This window comes from Nocardia salmonicida NBRC 13393, assembly GCF_001613085.1.
Classification (GTDB): domain Bacteria; phylum Actinomycetota; class Actinomycetes; order Mycobacteriales; family Mycobacteriaceae; genus Nocardia; species Nocardia salmonicida.
In genome coordinates this window covers 109,470-126,446 of record NZ_BDBR01000010.1, presented here as the reverse complement: position 1 = coordinate 126,446, position 16,977 = coordinate 109,470, and the positions used below count along the sequence as shown (strand labels likewise).

15 protein-coding genes are annotated in these 16,977 nt (G+C 67.6%); 9 read left to right on the top strand and 6 right to left on the bottom strand.

Translation table 11 applies throughout. The annotated features are described in order from the left end of the window. The first annotated feature begins 43 nt into the window (after positions 1 to 43). From NS1_RS12130 to NS1_RS41600, 4 genes are all read left to right on the top strand, one after another. A complete protein-coding gene (locus NS1_RS12130) occupies positions 44 to 3,871 on the top strand; it encodes an nSTAND1 domain-containing NTPase (protein WP_062984251.1) in 3,828 nt (1,275 codons plus the stop codon). Between the two features lie 65 nt (positions 3,872 to 3,936). Continuing rightward, the gene (locus NS1_RS12125) at positions 3,937 to 5,658 is read left to right on the top strand and encodes a PspC domain-containing protein (protein ID WP_307618915.1); all 1,722 of its coding nucleotides are present in this window, start codon (positions 3,937 to 3,939) and stop codon (positions 5,656 to 5,658) included. After that, entirely contained in the window at positions 5,651 to 5,863 is a 213-nt protein-coding gene (locus NS1_RS12120; RefSeq protein WP_062984247.1) for a hypothetical protein, read from the top strand. The genes NS1_RS12125 and NS1_RS12120 overlap by 8 nt, the downstream gene beginning before the upstream one ends. A gap of 86 nt (positions 5,864 to 5,949) precedes the next feature. Further along, complete coding sequence (locus tag NS1_RS41600) at positions 5,950 to 6,084, top strand: hypothetical protein (RefSeq protein WP_255284504.1); 135 nt, start codon at positions 5,950 to 5,952, stop codon at positions 6,082 to 6,084. A gap of 1 nt (position 6,085) precedes the next feature. Here the strand turns inward: NS1_RS41600 and guaA are convergent, their stop codons facing one another. Then, on the bottom strand, positions 6,086 to 7,660 hold the full coding sequence (gene guaA, locus NS1_RS12115) for a glutamine-hydrolyzing GMP synthase (protein WP_370585280.1): 1,575 nt from the start codon (positions 7,658 to 7,660) through the stop codon (positions 6,086 to 6,088). 132 nt (positions 7,661 to 7,792) lie between these two features. On the opposite strand from guaA, the gene NS1_RS12110 reads away from it, so the two are divergent. After that, entirely contained in the window at positions 7,793 to 8,593 is an 801-nt protein-coding gene (locus tag NS1_RS12110; protein WP_062984487.1) for an alpha/beta fold hydrolase, read from the top strand. A 5-nt stretch (positions 8,594 to 8,598) separates the two neighbouring features. Here NS1_RS12110 and NS1_RS12105 read toward each other — a convergent pair whose 3' ends face one another. Together NS1_RS12105 and guaB are read right to left on the bottom strand one after the other, a co-directional pair. After that, positions 8,599 to 9,753 (bottom strand): GuaB3 family IMP dehydrogenase-related protein, encoded by a 1,155-nt coding sequence (locus tag NS1_RS12105; protein ID WP_056818200.1) that lies wholly within the window; start codon positions 9,751 to 9,753, stop codon positions 8,599 to 8,601. 269 nt (positions 9,754 to 10,022) lie between these two features. Next, a complete protein-coding gene (guaB, locus tag NS1_RS12100; RefSeq protein WP_084503669.1) occupies positions 10,023 to 11,567 on the bottom strand; it encodes an IMP dehydrogenase in 1,545 nt (514 codons plus the stop codon). A 222-nt stretch (positions 11,568 to 11,789) separates the two neighbouring features. On the opposite strand from guaB, the gene NS1_RS12095 reads away from it, so the two are divergent. Continuing rightward, positions 11,790 to 12,203: a DUF5319 domain-containing protein gene (locus tag NS1_RS12095; protein ID WP_022567296.1), complete on the top strand. Its 414-nt coding sequence runs from the start codon at positions 11,790 to 11,792 to the stop codon at positions 12,201 to 12,203. A 167-nt stretch (positions 12,204 to 12,370) separates the two neighbouring features. On the opposite strand, the gene NS1_RS12090 is transcribed toward NS1_RS12095, so the two are convergent. The 3 genes from NS1_RS12090 to NS1_RS12080 all read right to left on the bottom strand — a co-directional run bounded on the left by NS1_RS12090 (position 12,371) and on the right by NS1_RS12080 (position 15,035). Beyond that, a complete protein-coding gene (locus tag NS1_RS12090) occupies positions 12,371 to 13,474 on the bottom strand; it encodes an anti-sigma-D factor RsdA (protein WP_062984242.1) in 1,104 nt (367 codons plus the stop codon). Further along, complete coding sequence (locus NS1_RS12085) at positions 13,467 to 14,045, bottom strand: sigma-70 family RNA polymerase sigma factor (protein WP_056818204.1); 579 nt, start codon at positions 14,043 to 14,045, stop codon at positions 13,467 to 13,469. The genes NS1_RS12090 and NS1_RS12085 overlap by 8 nt, the downstream gene beginning before the upstream one ends. Before the next feature lie 156 nt (positions 14,046 to 14,201). Beyond that, on the bottom strand, positions 14,202 to 15,035 hold the full coding sequence (locus NS1_RS12080) for a hypothetical protein (protein ID WP_062984240.1): 834 nt from the start codon (positions 15,033 to 15,035) through the stop codon (positions 14,202 to 14,204). A gap of 621 nt (positions 15,036 to 15,656) precedes the next feature. Between NS1_RS12080 and NS1_RS12075 the strand changes: the two genes are divergently transcribed. The 3 genes from NS1_RS12075 (at position 15,657) to NS1_RS12065 (ending at position 16,969) form a co-directional block, all read left to right on the top strand. Then, positions 15,657 to 15,950: a WhiB family transcriptional regulator gene (locus NS1_RS12075; protein WP_022567299.1), complete on the top strand. Its 294-nt coding sequence runs from the start codon at positions 15,657 to 15,659 to the stop codon at positions 15,948 to 15,950. A gap of 148 nt (positions 15,951 to 16,098) precedes the next feature. Beyond that, a complete protein-coding gene (locus NS1_RS12070; RefSeq protein WP_371852131.1) occupies positions 16,099 to 16,716 on the top strand; it encodes a sigma-70 family RNA polymerase sigma factor in 618 nt (205 codons plus the stop codon). Between the two features lies 1 nt (position 16,717). Continuing rightward, on the top strand, positions 16,718 to 16,969 hold the full coding sequence (locus tag NS1_RS12065; protein ID WP_056818210.1) for an RskA family anti-sigma factor: 252 nt from the start codon (positions 16,718 to 16,720) through the stop codon (positions 16,967 to 16,969). Positions 16,970 to 16,977: the final 8 nt, after the last annotated feature.

The following is a 16,977-nucleotide window of genomic DNA, read 5'->3' as shown; positions in this document are numbered from 1 at the left end:
GAATACCATGACCCTCGGTCGTTTTCATCGAACGGGGGGTTCCTTGACCAACAGTGACGAGCAGAGTTCCTCGCCGCGTGCGCTTTTCGCCCAGCGGTTCGCCGAACTCTATGCCGCAGCGGGCAATCCGACCCTGCGTCGGGTCGCCACGGCCACCGAACGGCGTATGCGCGGCGCCCAGGCGGGCACGCCGTCACCGCAGCGGATCAGTGACTGGAAGGCCGGGCGCAATGTGCCCGCTCGCTTCGAATCGCTGCTGCCGGTGGTTCTCACGCTCGTCGAGATGACCGAGAAGGCCCAGCGCGATCTACCACGCAAGCTCGCCGACCCGCACGAGTGGCGACGGCTGTGGCAGGAGTCGGTCACCTGGACGGCAGCCGCGGGCGACGGCGAGACCTGCCCCTACCCCGGCCTGCGCGCCTACCTACCCGAGGAGCACACCTTGTTCTTCGGACGCGAGCAGGCCACCGCCGAATTCGTCGATCTCGTCCGCGCGACCACCGGCATCGTCGTGCTGATCGGCGCGTCGGGGGCGGGCAAGTCCTCGCTGCTGGCAGCAGGTCTGCGACCCACGATCGACCTCCCCGCCGCGACCATGACGCCGGGGGCGACACCGACCACCGGACTCGCGGCGACGCTGACCGACGACCTGCGGGTGCTGATCGTCGACCAGTTCGAGGAACTGTTCACCCTGTGCCAGGACGAAGCCGAACGCGCGGCCTTCCTGTCCGAGCTCGCCGACCTACCCGATTCGGTGACGGTCGTCCTGGCGCTGCGAGCCGACTTCTACGAGCAATGCCTGCACCAGCCGCTATTGCGGAACAGCTTGCAGCACAACAACTACCTCCTCGGCGCGATGTCCATGGACGAGGTGTCGCACGCGATCACCGGACCGGCGGCCGCCGCCGGACTCACCCTCGAACCCGGCTTGGAAGAGCTGGTGCTCACCGAACTGCGCGGGCTCGGCGGGCACCTCAGCGCCGACGGCTACGATCCCGGCGCCCTGCCCCTGTTGTCGCATGTGATGGCCGCGACCTGGCAGCAACGCGAAGGCCGCAAACTCACCGTCGCCGGGTACCGCAAGGCGGGCGGTGTCGCGGGGTCGGTCGCCGAGACCGCCGAGCTGGCCTGGAGCGAGCTGACTCCGGGGCAGCAGACCGCCGCGCAGGAATTGCTCGGTTCGCTCGTCACCGTAGGACAGGACGGGCGTGACACCAGGCGCACGGTCGACCGTGCCGAATTGCTAGGCCGCAGCGACGATCCCGACAATTCAGCGGAAGCGCTCGAAGTCCTCGCGGCCAGCAGACTGATCGCCCTCGACGCGGGCTCGGTGCAGTTCTCCCACGAGATCGTGCTGACCGCATGGCCTCGGCTGCGCGGCTGGATCGACACCGACCGGGTCGGGCACCTGGTCCGGCAGAGGCTCGAGCACGATGCGACGGAATGGGAAGCAGCGAAACATGATTCAGCGCTGCTCTATCGCGGCACCCGACTCGACAACGCGAACGAGCACACCGTCCGGGTACCGATCAGTCCGCGCGTGCGCACCTTTCTTCACGCCTCTCGGCGGTCGGCACGCAACAGTAGGCGCTGGCGGATCGTGGCGGTCATGGTTGTGTTCGCACTGCTCGCCACCGGTGTCATCGCCGTCGACCGCAGCAGGCTCGCCGACCAGCGCGCGCTGGACCGCGACTACGCCGAATTGGTGGCCGCGGCGCAACGGACCAGCAGCAGCGACCCGTCGATCTCTGCGCAATTCCTGTTGGCCGCGTATCGAATCCGGCCCGATGATGCGACGCGCACCCAATTGTTGAACAGCCAGGATTCACCACTGGCCGTCAGTGTTCCCGCCCACGAGCGCGGTGTCTCCACGCTGGCTTATCGCGCGGCCGACGCGCTACTGGTTTCGATCGCTTATGTGGGAGATACCGTCTTCTGGGATCTACGCGATCCCGTGCGACCACGCCGACTCACTACCTCGCTCGGCACGGGGACCTACCATCTCGAATTCATCCCCGGGAGCACCGACGCGGTCACCCTCGGCAATTCCGGTACCCAGCTGTGGGATCTCGCTCGCCCCGAGGCTCCCCGCCTGATCCACACCTTCGAAACCCTTCGCGCCAACGGGATCTCGGTCGATCAAAGCGGAACACGACTTGCCGAAATCGACGGCTCGACGCTCACCCTCTGGGCTATTCGCGATCGGTCACGGCCCTCGCGCACTCTCACCCTGTCGTTACCCGGCGCCGGTAACGCCTTCCACACCGCCGAATTCGGCTCTGGTGGCGCGATTCTCGTCGTCGGCACTGTCACTCGCGACACCTACGCCGCCGCCGATACCATGCAGTTGTGGGACACCACGGTCGGGCGTCCCATCGGACCGCCGATATCCACCGGCCTCAGATATCTCCGATCCGCACTCAGCCCGGACGGCACCCGACTGGCCATCGGCACGCAAGGCAGGACGAGCACCAGCAGCGCAACATCGAGCCAGTTCGAACTCTGGGACATCACCGATCCGCACCACCCACGCACCTTCGGTTCCGCTACCCGAATCGACAACGATGTGCTGACCTCGCTCGCTTTCCACCAAGACGGGAACCTCCTCGTCACCGGCTCCGACGAGGCCGCGCGACTGTGGAATATCTCCGACCCGGCCCAGCCGGTGCAAGCGGGCCCCGCCCTGTCGGTGACCCCGGCCGCCTGCCCGCAGATCCGGCATTCCGTGTGCAGAGGCGGACCGACGTCCCTGCTGTTTCTCCCCGACGAACCGATGCTCCTCGGCGCGGGGTACGACGGACTGCTGCGCACCTGGACGCTGCCCCGCTCGACGGTCGACGTGATTCCCAAGGAGCCCGCAGAGGCAATGTTCGATCGAACCGGCGACCGGATGGCCATGCTGACTCGGACCAGCGACGTGATGGTCTGGGATACCACCGATGTCCGTCGCCCGGCCCGACTGACCACGATCCCGGAGGCACCGGGGGTGTCGAACCCAGTTCTGAGTCCGGACGGACGCACTCTGAGCCTGCACGATCGGGATGGCCACCGGCGGATCGTCTACGACCTCGACGATCCACGTCATCCGCGACCACTGCCCAGCTGGCCGACCGGCGAGGCCATCTACTCGACGGTAAAGGGCGACCGGATGCTGCTCACTTTCACCGACTCCGTCCAGATGTGGGATGTCACCGACCGCATCGCGCCCGAGCCCCTCGGACTACCGATCACCGCGCGGATCGGGAAGGTCGTCAACGCTGGATTCAGCCTCGATGGCAGCCTGGTCGCCATGGTCCTCGCCGACCGCCGTAGCGACTCGGACGTTCACTACTTCAGCCAGATCTGGAATCTGGACGACCCTACGCACCCACGCTTGATCGCCGAAACCGACACGGAACTCACCGCCGGCCTACAGTCGTCCCCATTCCTGCCCGACAACCGGACCATCGCCATCACCAAGGGCGATCGCTTCGGCCTGTGGGATATCGACGCACCAGAGACCTTCACTCCGCTCATCGACACGATCCGCACCGAAATCGGCCCGATCAGCTGGATATCGGCCTCAGCGGACGGCACCGAGCTGGCCGTTTCGAGTGACGACGGCACAACCAGCCTGTGGAACCTCGACGACCCCCACGCACCACGCAAGTACGGCGGCTCGCTCGGCCCCGCCGACGGTCGCACCCGACAGGTAACCATGCACCCACGTGGCGAACAGCTCGTGATCGTCACCGACAACGGCCAGCTCGGCGTCTGGGACCTCGACGCCGAGACCGTCGCCGCACGGATCTGCGCGTCGACCGGCCGACTCACCCAAGCCGTATGGCGCGGGCAGGTCGCGAACGTCGCCTACCGCTCCCCCTGCCCCTGAACCCGGGCAATTATCAGGGTTACCCCCGATGTGCGGAAGGGGTGGCTCGGCACACCATGGATGACATGAGCAGAACGAGCTTCTCCGACCAGGTTCACCAGATGTGGCAGACGCGGCCCGTCCGGCTGCCTCGGCAGGGGCCGATCGCCGGGGTGGCGGCGGGTTTCGGGTTGCGGTACGGGGTGGACCCGGTGCTCGTGCGGGTGGCCTTCGTGGTGTCGACCATTTTCGGTGGGGCCGGGATCGTGCTGTACCTGCTGGCCTGGCTGGTGCTGGGGTCGGCGGGCAACGAGGTGTCGGCGGCGCAGGCCCTGTCGTCCCATGATCAGGGGTCGCATTCGCAGACCAAGACGATCGTGTTGATCGTCGCGCTGGCGATCGCCGTGTCGACCATGGGGCCGATCGGGCTGGGGATGGGCGGCGGCGGGGTGGTCAGCTTCGGGCTGATGCTCGCGGGCTGGTGGATGCTGTATCTGCGTCATCCCGAGCTGCCTGCGGGGTTCGATGCCTACCGGTCTCCGCTCGGCACGACGGGCTACCCGGGTGCGGGCTACCCGACCGGCGTCCCGGTGCGCGGCTATCCGTACAACCCGGAGGTACCGCCGACGGGGATGTACACGCCCTACACCAAGCTCCCCGACGCCTACGTGCCCGATCCGGCGACTGCTCGTGCGGCCACGGCCGAATCGACCCCGCTGTTGCGTGTCGACGCCACCGAGACGGTCGTTCTGCACAAGGACATCGCCGAAACCGGTGAAACCACGTCGGATTCGGTAGACACGGTCCGGATCACTGTGACGCCGACAGCATCCAGCGAGCCCAGGCAAGAAGACGCCGATCCGACCGCTGATTCGGAGCCGACCAGTCGGCTCGACGTCACCGACGTGACTTCGGACGCACCGCAAGCCGCCGAGCTGCGCGAGCAGACAACGGATCAGGCTCGTCCGGTTGATGATTCGGCCGCGCCCGTCGATCTCGACAAGCGTGCGAACAGCCCGAAAGCCGAGGTCATCGAGACTCCTGAAGCCGAAGTGATCGGCACCACCGCGGTTCTGCACAAGAACCTCCCGGGAACCATCTCTCCCGCACCTGAACCCGCTCGTATCAACGCGCAGGTGCCCAATGGCTGGGACCCGCTCGCCGTCGCCCCCCTCGCCTGGGAACTCCTGGAAGCGGCACCCCAGCACGCCCCAGTAGCACCACCGCCACCGAAACGCCCCCGCTCCCGGCTGACTCCGGTCACCATCGGCCTGGCGATCCTCGCCGCGGCGCTGGCGGGTGCCGCAGCGGCCTCGGGCGTCGAATGGATGACCCCGGCCCGGATCGCCGCTTTCGCCTTGGCCGTGGTCGGACTCGGCCTCGTCGTCGGCGCGTTCCTGCGGCGCGGGTACGGGCTGCTGGTGCTCACCGCCCCGCTGGCCGGTTTCGTCGTGTTGGCCTCCCTGATCGGGCCGATCGAATTCGACAGCGCCACCATGGGTGACCGCGCCTGGGCACCGGTCGCGCTCACCGAACTACAGCCGAGCTACGCGGTGAACATGGGCTCGGGCACGCTGGACCTGCGCGAGCTGAACCTCACCGAATCCCGCACCGTCGAGGTGTCGGTGAACATGGGCGAGGCCACCGTCCTGCTACCGGAGAACATGACCGTGAAAACTACTTGCGAGGTCGACATGGGCGAATCACACTGCACCGACGGCATTTCCGGACCCAACACCCCCGGTGCCCCGGTCCTGGACCTGCGCGTCGCGGTGCACATGGGTGAGGCGGCGGTGAATCGTGGCTGAGCAGAACAGCGTCGAGACCCGGCGCCGACCCGCGTTCACCCTGCTGACCACCGGCCTGATCGCGCTGGCCGTGAGCGTCTGGGCACTACTGGGCGCACCCACCCCCGACGAGGGCGGCATCCTGCCCGTCGGCTGGGGCGTGGTGATCGCGGCCATCGTCATCGGACTGCTGCTCACGCTGGCACCGAGCCGTAAACACCACTGACCGAAGGACGACCCAGGAAACCAGCAATGGCCCGTCATCGTGACGGGCCATTGCTGTTGGACGAGACCAGTTGAAGGACAAGGGCGATGGACGAATCCGATAAGCAACCGGAAACCCGGCTGGCGAAGGTCCTGCCACCGGCCACCCACCGACCGCACACCGGCGGCTTCCTCCTCGGCAGGCTCCTGCTCACCCAGGCGGCGCCGCCACGACCGGCCTAGTTCACTCCCACTCGATGGTGCCCGGCGGCTTGCTCGTCACGTCGAGGACCACGCGGTTGACGTCGGCCACCTCGTTGGTGATGCGCGTCGAGATCCGTTCCAGCACGTCGTAGGGCAGCCGGGTCCAGTCCGCGGTCATCGCGTCCTCGCTCGACACCGGACGCAGCACGATCGGGTGACCGTAGGTGCGACCGTCGCCCTGCACACCGACCGAACGCACGTCGGCGAGCAGCACGACCGGGCACTGCCAGATCTGCTTGTCCAGACCGGCGGCGGTGAGTTCTTCGCGGGCGATGGCGTCGGCTTGGCGGAGCAGTTCGAGCCGGTCGGCGGTCACCTCGCCGACGATGCGGATGGCGAGACCTGGGCCTGGGAAGGGCTGGCGGGCAACGATTTCCTCGGGCAGGCCCAGTTCACGACCGACCGCGCGGACCTCGTCCTTGAACAGCAGGCGCAGCGGCTCGACCAGGTCGAACTCGAGGTCGTCGGGCAGGCCGCCGACATTGTGGTGACTCTTGATGTTCGCGGTGCCGGTGCCGCCACCGGATTCGACGACGTCCGGGTACAGGGTGCCCTGGACCAGGAACTCGACCTTCGGGTCGCTGCCTTCGACCGCACCCTCTTCGATGACGATGCCCGCGACCGCGTCCTCGAACGAGCGGATGAACTCGCGACCGATGATCTTGCGCTTCTCCTCGGGATCGGAGACGCCCTTCAGTTCGCCGAGGAACTTGTCCACCGCGTCGACGGTCACCAGCTTGGCGCCGGTCGCGGCGACGAAGTCCTGCTGGACCTGCTCGCGCTCACCGGCCCGCAGCAGACCGTGGTCGACGAACACACAGGTGAGCCGGTCACCGATCGCGCGCTGCACCAGCGCGGCCGCCACGGCGGAGTCGACACCACCGGACAGACCACAGATGGCGTGACCGTCACCGATCTGCTCGCGCACACTCTCGATCAGCGACTCGGCGATATTCGCCGGGGTCCACTGGGCGGGGATGCCCGCGAGCTCGTGCAGGAAGCGGCTGAGCACCTGCTGGCCGTGCGGGGAGTGCAGCACCTCGGGGTGGTACTGGACACCGGCCAGACGACGCGCGCGATCCTCGAACGCGGCGACCGGGGCCCCCGCGGTGGTGCCGGTGACCTCGAAGCCCTCGGGGGCGTCGGTCACCGCGTCACCGTGCGACATCCACACCGGCTGGATGGTCGGCAGACCGCCGTGCAGCACACCACCATCGATGTTCAGTTCGGTGCGGCCGTATTCGCGGGTGCCGGTGTGCGACACCGTGCCGCCCAGTGCCTGCGCCATCGCCTGGAAGCCGTAGCAGATGCCGAACACGGGCACGCCGAGATCGAACAGCCGCGCGTCGAGTTGCGGTGCGCCCTCGGCATATACGCTCGACGGCCCACCGGACAAGATCACGGCCAGCGGCTGCTTGTCGGCAATCTCTTCCACTGTCATCGTGTGGGGAATCACCTCGGAGAACACCCGCGCCTCACGCACCCGTCGGGCGATCAGCTGGGCGTACTGCGCGCCGAAGTCGACGACGAGGACCGGTCTCTGAGTATCTGCCACCGCCACAGTTTAGTGACGGGGTGCGACGAGCAAGCAGCGGGCATCGTCGGAGCCCGGACTCGCCGTAGTGACTGTGCACGACGCGCCCACATTCTTGGGCGTGGCGGGGTGGCTCTGGCTATCCTCGTCCTCGTGCCATTCGCCCGCGCGATCGACGCCGACATCTACTACGAGGACAGCGGTGGCACGGGTCCGGTGGTGTTGCTCGCCCACGAATTCTTCATGGATCGCACGATGTTCGCCTCGCAACAGGCCGCACTCGCACCCGAATTCCGGATCGTCGCCTGGGACGCGCGCGGTCACGGCCGCACCAAAGACCAGCGGTTGCCCTTCACCTACTGGACCGCGGCCCGCGACGCGCTGACCGTGCTCGACTCGATCGGCGCCGAACGCGCCATCGTCGGCGGTACCGCGCAAGGGGGCTTCACCGCCTTGCGGACCGCGCTGGTCGCGCCGGAACGGGTCGCCGCGTTGATCTTGATCAGTACCGAGGCGCACGGGCCGACCCTCGGCCAGTCCACCGCCACCCAGCGGTTCCTCGACGAGTGGCACGACCGCAGCTCCCGCGAGGAAGCCGCGGGCCGGCTGGCCGACTGGCTCATCGGCGACGACACCTGGTACCGCGACATCTGGACCCGGCGCTGGGTCGGCGACGCCCACAGCGGACTCGACGCCGCCGTGGGCTGCCTGCTCGGGCGCGATTCGGTGCTCGACCGCTTGCGCGAGATCACCTGCCCGGCGCTGATCATCCACGCCACGCAGAGCGGCATCGCGGGTGCGAGGGCTCGCACGCTGGCCGACGGGCTCACCGCCTCCACCTTCGTGGAGATCGATGGCGCCCGTCTGGCCGTCACGATGACCCACCCGGAACCGGTCAATACCGCGATCTCCCGGTTCCTGCGGGATCGGGTCTCACTGACCCACGTGCGTTAGCGCTTTCAGCGGACGCTGAGCCCGACCTTCTGGAATTCCTTGAGGTCGGAGTAGCCGGCCTTGGCCATCGAACGACGCAGGCCACCGACCAGGTTCAGCGAACCGAACGGGTCGTCGGAGGGGCCGTAGAGCACGCGCTCGAGGTTCGGGCGGGCCACCGCGCCGTCGGGGCCGTCGAGCCAGGCCTCGTCGACCGGCAGGAACGAACCGCGCGGCACCGAGGGGTGCGCGGTGGCCGAGGGCCAGTACCAGCCACGACCGGGCGCCTCGGCCGACGCCGACAGCGGCACACCGAGCATCACGGCATCGGCGCCACAGGCGATGGCCTTGGCCAGCTGACCCGAGGTGGCCACATCGCCGTCGGCGATGACGTGCACGTACCGGCCGCCGGTCTCGTCGAGGTAATCGCGACGGGCCGCGGCGGCATCGGCGATCGCGGTCGCCATCGGGACGCCGATGCCGAGCACCTCGCCGGTGGTGGTGGCGCCGGGGAACGAGCCGTAGCCGACGATGACGCCCGCCGCACCGGTGCGCATCAGGTGCAGCGCGGTGCGGTGATCGCTCACGCCGCCTGCCACAACCGGCACATCAAGCTCGGCGATGAAGGTCTTGAGGTTGAGCGGCTCGTCGCCGCCGACGTGCTCGGCGGAGATGATGGTGCCCTGCACGACCAGCAGGTCGATGCCGGCCTGGAGCAGCGCCGGGGTCAGCGCGCGGGCGTTCTGCGGGCTCACGCGCACCGAGGTGGTCACCCCGGCCGCCCGGACCTGCGCGACGGCGGCGGCGAGCAGGTCGGGCTGCATCGGCGCGGCGTGCAGTTCCTGCAGCAGCGAGATGGCCTTTTCGTAACCCCCCTTGTCGACCAGATCCAGCAGCTGATCGATCTTGGCCTGCACGTCGGCGTGGCGCGCCCAGAGGCCTTCGCCGTTGATCACACCGAGGCCGCCCTGGCGACCCAGCTCGATCGCGAACTCCGGCGAGACCAGCGCGTCGGTGGGGTGCGCGAGCACCGGGATCTCGAAACGGTAGGCATCGAGCTGCCAGGCCAACGAGACCAGCTTGGACGAACGCGTCCGCCGCGAGGGAACGATATCGACGTCATCGAGTTCGTAAGTCCGACGGGCGACCCGCCCCATACCGATTTCGACCATGTCACGCACAGTTGCTCCTGTGTTTTTGGAGCGCTGGCGCGCTCGAGTTCGCGGCCACCACGGGCCGCCGGTCAGGCACCGCCGCTTGCTCCTTGGTCGCCTACAACGGCGGCGCCTGACCGGCGACCCGGCCGCGAACCGCCGCTGCGCGGCGGACCCTCCTCGAGGTCGGGTCGTGCGTGGCCAGGAGTGCCAGTAGGCGGCGGACTCGGAGCCTGCCTGCATTGCCCTTGTGCGCCGGGAGCGTACCTCCCGGCGCACAAACGCATCTATTGTACTCAGCCGCGCCCGGTGTAGTTCGGGGCCTCGACGGTCATCGTGATGTCGTGCGGGTGGCTCTCCTTGAGACCCGCCGCGGTGATCTGCACGAACTGCGCGCCCTGGAGGTGCTCGATGTTCTGCGAACCGGTGTAGCCCATCGCGGCGCGCAGGCCGCCGACGAGCTGGTGGATCACCTGGTTGACCGGGCCGCGGAACGGAACGCGGCCTTCGATGCCCTCGGGGACGAGCTTGTCCTCGGCGAGCACGTCGTCCTGGAAGTAGCGGTCCTTGGAGTACGACTTGGCCTGGCCGCGGCCCTGCATGGCGCCGAGGGAGCCCATGCCGCGGTAGCTCTTGAACTGCTTGCCGTTGACCAGGATCAGCTCACCGGGCGACTCGGCGGTGCCCGCGAGCAGCGAGCCGAGCATCACGGTGGACGCGCCCGCGGCGATGGCCTTGGCGACGTCGCCGGAGTACTGCACGCCACCGTCGGCGATCACCGGCACACCGGCGGCCCTGCAGGCGGCCACGGCTTCGAGGATCGCGGTGATCTGCGGCGCGCCGACACCGGCGACCACCCGGGTGGTGCAGATGGAGCCGGGGCCCACACCCACCTTCACCGCGTCGACGCCCGCCTCGACGAGCGCGGCGGCGCCGGCGCGCGTGGCGACATTGCCGCCGACGATCTGGATCCGGTCACCGACCTCGGCCTTGACCTTGGCGACCATCTGCAGCACCTGCGACTGGTGGCCGTGCGCGGTGTCGACGATCAGCACGTCCACCCCGGCGTCTGCCAGCGTCATCGCCCGCGACCAGGAATCCTCGCCGACACCGATCGCGGCGCCGACCAGCAGGCGGCCGTCGCGGTCCTTGGTGGCGTTGGGGTACTGATCGGTCTTGACGAAGTCCTTGACCGTGATCAACCCACGCAGGCGGCCGTTGCCGTCGACGATGGGCAGCTTCTCGATCTTGTGGCGGCGCAGCAGACCGAGCGCGGCTTCGGCGGTGACACCCTCACGCGCGGTGATCAGCGGCGCCTTGGTCATCACCTCGTCCACGCGGCGATCCTGATCGACCTCGAAACGCATGTCGCGGTTGGTGATAATGCCCACCAGCGCGCCGGTCTCGTCCACCACCGGCAGACCCGAGATGCGGAAGCGGGCGCACATCGCGTCGACCTCGGCGAGGGTATCGGTGGGACGACAGGTGACCGGATCGGTCACCATGCCAGCCTCGGAGCGCTTCACCGTCTCCACCTGGGCGGCCTGATCGGCGGCCGAGAGATTGCGGTGCAACACGCCCATACCGCCCGCACGCGCCATGGCGATGGCCATGCGCGCCTCGGTGACGGTGTCCATGGCCGAGCTCACCAGCGGCGTACGCAGGGTGATGTCCCTGGTCAGCCGACTGGATGTCTCGACCGAGCTGGGGATGAGATCCGAGGCGGCAGGCAGCAACAGCACGTCGTCGAACGTGAGGCCGAGCATGGCGATCTTGGTCGGATCGTCGCCCCCCGTAGGAGGGCGCACCGCGGTTCGTTCGCCCGACACGGGATTACTCATTCGGATCGACCCCTCCTGGTCGTCATAGCAGCCGACGCGGTAGACACAGTGCGTCGGTGCTCGAGCGGAAAAAAGCTTTCGGATGGTCGGCAAGAACAAAGTCGCCGACGCCTGCATTCCATGGTATCCGGCGGCCGCGGACGCCTGTGAAGTGAGCCCTTCCGCAAAACTTGCCCGGTGCATCGCTGGCGCGATGCACCAAGTACTGCGTACCGTGGGGATGTGCGTGACCATCTACCACCTGGCCTGCCGCCGGATCCCTTCGCCGGAGACCCCTCCGATCCGTCTGCCGCGCTCGATGCGATCGAGCCCGGTGAGCCGTTGGATCCTCATGAGCGCCTCGCGGTCGAGGAAGATCTCGCAGACCTCGCCGTATACGAAGCCCTGCTGGCACATCGCGGAATCCGCGGTCTGGTCGTCAGCTGTGAGGATTGTCGGCAAGATCACTACCACGACTGGGACATGCTGCGGGCCAACCTGCTGCAGCTACTCGTCGACGGCACCGTCCGTCCGCACGAGCCCGCCTACGATCCCACCCCCGAGGCTTACGTCACGTGGGACTACTGCCGCGGCTACGCGGACGCGTCGATGAACGAGGCGTTCCACGGCGACGGCTTCGACGGGTTCGACAACTGAGCTCCGCGTCGACTCGGCACAGCTGAGTCTGTCGCGGACGCCTGCCCTCCCCCGCTCTCGGTCACGCGTGCGTGGGGGACCTCGCAGGCCCGCATTTCGAACACCCCCAGCACACAACGAAGGCCCCGAACCTGTTCGGGGCCTTCGTTTTTGTTCAATTCATCGTTCTACGAAGAGGGCACCGCGGGTGGCGACTGCAGGATCGTCGCCTGCGTGGGCACCTGCTGCGTGGGCGGCAGGATCGGCGGCAACGGTGACGACGTCGGGACCACCGTCGGCACGGTGACCGGCGGTGGTTCGGCGATGGTCGTCTGCGGTGTCGTCGGGTCGACCGTGACCGGCGGCGGACTCACCGGCGGCTGGGTGGTCACCGGTGGTTGCGTCGGCTCGACCGGCGGCAACAGCGGCTTGGTCTCCGGGCCGGGAGATTGCAAGATGACCGGCGGCTGAGTGGACGGACCGGTGCTTTCCGATCCGGGACCGACCGGCGCCACCGGAGCAGTGGTGCCCGGGTTGGTCGCCGGGGGGACCTGAACCGGCGAGCTCGGCTTGCCCGGGGCGGTGGTGGTCGGCGGCAGTTGTGCGCCGACCTCCGGTGCGACCTTGATCAGCTGATCACGCAGCAGGTTCCAGCGCGCGATCAGATCCTGACGCTTGCCCTGGTCGTCGACCTGGCCCGCGTTGGCCGAAGCCTGTTCCAGCCTGGCCTTCGCCTGTTCCGGATTGCCCGAGGTGAGCAGATTCTGCGCGGCGACCAGATCTTCGTCGGCGTACTGTACGACGGTGGACTGCGCCTGCTCACTGAACACGACCTCCTTGACCCGCCAGAGCGGATCGCCGGGGGCCGCGCTGTAGGCGAAGGCCGTGATACCGCCGAACACCAGCGACAATGCCGCTGCTGCCCCGAAAATCGGGCGGACCAGTCGTAGACGTCCGCGCGAGGAAGCTCCGACTCGAACCTGCCGTGCGCCGATCTCCTGATTGACTGCCGCGAACACGGTGTCCAGATCAGGGCCCGCGGGCATCGGCTCGGCCAGAAGGTCGGCCCGCCAATCCGCGAGTAACGACGCCAGCTGGAACTCTTCGGGACTGTCGGTACGAACCGGACCGTCGCTTGCGATCGCGTCGATCAGCGCGTCATCGCTGCGCACCGCCGCGATGTCGACCGGTCCGGAGTCACCGGTGTCCTCGGCGGCGTAGGGACCGCTGTCGTGCGATCCGCGCTGCCAAACTTTCCGGTCGCCTAGACCGCGCTCGCCATCCCTAGCCATACATTTCACCTGCCCTCGCCACTTGTGACTTCAGTTTCGCGAGTGCCCTGTGCTGGGCGACCCGTATCGCTCCCGCCGTGCTGCCCACGGCGACTGCGGTTTCCTCTGCTGACAGACCCATGACCAAACGCAGGATCAGGATCTCTCGATGCTTCTCGGGGAGCGTTGCCAGCAGAGTGTTCATCTGCCTGCTCGTCTCCGAGTCGAGAGCCCGCTGTTCCGGCCCGTGGTCGGTGGATATGACATCTGGTACTTCGGCCATCGCCTCCGCCTTGTTACGGGCGGCGTTGCGATGGGCGTCGGCGACCTTGTGCGAAGCGATTCCGTACACGAAGGCCATGAAGGGCCGACCCTGATCCTGATAGCGGGGCAGGGCGGTCATCACAGCCAAACAGACCTCTTGCGCAACATCGTCCGCGGAGAGCTGTCCACGCTCCGCGGCTCCGATCCGTGCCCTGCAGTAGCGAACTACCAAGGGACGGACCAGTTCCAATACCCGAGCTAAAGCGGTCCTGTCGCCCTGCGCAGCCGCAGCGACGGCGAGGTCCAACTCTTCGCCCATATGCGTCATCGTCAGAGATTTTCCTGGCGTTACGAGTGGCGCGGTCGAATGTGACCGAGCTTCCACCGAAAAGGCGGAACGGGACTAACAATAGCGACCCCCCGATCGGCCGCCAGCGGGCGTGGTCGCTTCTAACCGTGCTCACAGGAAGATCATCCGGAGCAATCACGCACCCAGCGGGGCGATGTCCCCACCCCAGGCTCGTAGACGGGCGCCATGATCTGCGGCTTCGTTCGCCGCGTCGCGCGCTCGCGCCGGTTCGGCGACCCCCGAGCGCAGCATCGCGGTGGCCCAACGCAGTGGGAGAAGGCCGTTTTCGCGACAATCCGTGTCGACCCGCGCGGCCAGTTCCGCCGACCGGGCGAGGTCACCGGTCGCGGCGGTCGCGGCGGCGACGAGTAGCGCCGATTTCACCTGGTGGCGGACCGACGGCAGCGCCGCGGCGAGGTCGACGGCCTCGACCGCGTCGCGCAGCGCCTCGCTCGCTTCGCCGCCGGCGAGCGCGGTCTCGGCGCGCACCCAGTGCCAGCGCACCTCAGCTCGTGGGGGTGCGTCGGCGAGCAGTGGTCGCACGCGCCCGAGCAGCGTGCGGGCCAGGGCGAGTCGGCCGGTGCCGAGCGCGTCGGCCGCAAGCCCCGTATACGCGTCGGCGAGTGCCTCGGCGCGGGCCGCTCCGCCGGCGCCGAGCGCGAACGCCGCCGCGCGGCCGTCGAACGCTGCCGCGCCCGCGTGGTCGCCGAGCTGGCGAAGCAACGATCCGCGGGTGCTCTCGACGAGGGATCGCAGCCCTGGATCCGCTGCTGTTCGGGCCAATATTCGCAGGTCAGCACGGGCGGCGGCATAGCGACCCTGCCCGCCGAGCGCGACCGCGCGGCACCACCGCGACAACGGGTCCGCGGGCTCCGGCAACTCCGTAGCGGCCAGCCCGGGAGTGGGGCCGAAGGCAGTCGAAACGAGTATTTCGGAACCGATATCCGCGGGTGAGGCCGTTGTCTGCACGCCGAGACTCTAGCCGCCACTCGCCCGGGACAGTTCGCGTGTTATGACGCGGAGACTGCCATTCAGCTAATAGTCAGCATTTCTCGCGAGCATCGATGTTGCCATCAGGTAAATCTCCGCTCCTCGGTGCTGCCACCGGAAAGTCTCGAATTCACATGCGTTTCGCGCAATTAACCTTCGCGCCCCGTTTTCGCCATCTACACGCAGTCCGGCCGCGGGGGGCGTTGTGATCCAGCACACCCACTCGCGGTGGGCACCGCCTGTGCGAACCAGGCTCCTACCGGCGCGACCTGGGAAAATCGGGGATGTCGCGGATACGCGAAGACACCCGATCCATAGCCAACCGAACAGTATGGAGGGATCGGGTGTGAAATGTAAATAGTGAGTAGGTTAAATTTCGGCGTTGCAGATTTACGGAACTCATGCGCCGAACTATTGACGGAATTTCCCGCCTGCACCTAACGTAGCTCATCGCCACGGTTGGCGCTGCGCGAAATCGCAGCGACCTCCGAGCGGCACCGTCAGGCACCGTCGAGCCGGCCACCCTCCACCGGGTGGCGCGAAGACCTGCCGCACCACTCGCTCGACAACGCTGACGAGCTCGCGCCACAAGGAGTTCACATGCCCATGCCCACCCACCTCCCCGGACCGAACGCCGATGTCTGGGATTGGCAGATGCGTGGCTCGTGCCGCGGTCAGGACTCCGCGGTCTTCTTCCACCCCGACGGCGAACGTGGCCGCGCCCGCACGGCGCGCGAAATGCGCGCCAAGGAGATCTGCCGGGCCTGCCCCGTCCTCATGCAGTGCCGCACCCATGCCCTCAAGGTCAGCGAGCCCTATGGCATCTGGGGCGGCATGTCCGAGACCGAACGCGAGATGCACGCCCGCCGCAACCGGCGCCGGATGGCCGTCTGAGATCCCGCCGAGCCTGTCTGGCCGGGTTGGCAAATCCGTTCCAATCCGTTTGCCGTGGCGCGCCGAATCTCTAGCAAACAGCTGGCACCCCGAATAAAGACACCCCCGGTCGTGGGAAGGTCATAGCTTCGGGCTAGATTCGTGACCGATGACACAGAATGGGTTCCGAAGCGAAGCCTTTCCACCGATCGTGGATTCTGCGGTTACCGCACGCGCGGCCGAAGGAGTCGAGCTAGCTGCACTGCTGGAACGATGCAGTCTGTCCGACCAGCAGGCCTTTGCCGAGCTGTACGACCGAACGTCTGCGCGCGTTTTCGGCCTGGTCCTGCGGGTGCTCCACGACCCCGGGTACGCGGAGGAGACCACTCAGGAGGTCTATCTCCAGATCTGGCGTACCGCCACCAGTTTCGACCCCGCCAAGGGGTCGGCGGTGACCTGGCTGATGACGCTGGCACACCGGCGCGCGGTCGACCGGGTTCGCGCCGAGCAGGCCCACACCCAGCGCGAGGTCGCGTACGGGATCCGGGTGCTCGGCCACGAATTCGACGAGGTCACCGAGGAGGTGGAACGCAGACTAGAACAACAGGCCGTCCAGCGCGGGCTCTCGACCCTCACCGAGACCCAACGCGAGGCGATCTCGCTCGCCTACTACGGCGGGCGGACCTACGCGGAGGTAGCGCAATACCTCGGCATCGGGTTACCGACCGTTAAGTCCCGGATTCGGGACGGATTGACACGACTGAAGAAAAGTTTGGGGGTGACGTGAGATGAACGAAGCCCAGATCGATCTCGCGCACACCGTCGCGCTCGGATTGATCGACGACGAAGACCATCACGCGATCCAGACCATCATCGATACCGAAGACCCAACCCTGTGTACCGAGTTCTTGCGAGAGCTTCGCGATACCCGCGAAGCCCTCGCCCAGCTCGCGTCCGCAACCCCCACCCCACCGCCTCCGTCTCTGCGCGGCCGTTTACTGGCCGCGCTCGACAGCGAAGATCCGCCGGTAGCCAGCTAGCGGATAAC

What these genes read in the sequence shown, in the direction of transcription:
- NS1_RS12125 (WP_307618915.1), top strand. Translation starts at nt 3,937, where the DNA reads ATGAGCAGAACGAGCTTCTCCGACCAGGTTCACCAGATGTGGCAGACG.
- NS1_RS41600 (WP_255284504.1), top strand. Translation starts at nt 5,950, where the DNA reads ATGGACGAATCCGATAAGCAACCGGAAACCCGGCTGGCGAAGGTCCTG.
- guaB (WP_084503669.1), bottom strand. Translation starts at nt 11,567, where the DNA reads ATGAGTAATCCCGTGTCGGGCGAACGAACCGCGGTGCGCCCTCCTACG.
- NS1_RS12090 (WP_062984242.1), bottom strand. Translation starts at nt 13,474, where the DNA reads ATGGCTAGGGATGGCGAGCGCGGTCTAGGCGACCGGAAAGTTTGGCAG.
- NS1_RS12085 (WP_056818204.1), bottom strand. Translation starts at nt 14,045, where the DNA reads ATGACGCATATGGGCGAAGAGTTGGACCTCGCCGTCGCTGCGGCTGCG.
- NS1_RS12075 (WP_022567299.1), top strand. Translation starts at nt 15,657, where the DNA reads ATGCCCATGCCCACCCACCTCCCCGGACCGAACGCCGATGTCTGGGAT.
- NS1_RS12070 (WP_371852131.1), top strand. Translation starts at nt 16,099, where the DNA reads ATGACACAGAATGGGTTCCGAAGCGAAGCCTTTCCACCGATCGTGGAT.
- NS1_RS12065 (WP_056818210.1), top strand. Translation starts at nt 16,718, where the DNA reads ATGAACGAAGCCCAGATCGATCTCGCGCACACCGTCGCGCTCGGATTG.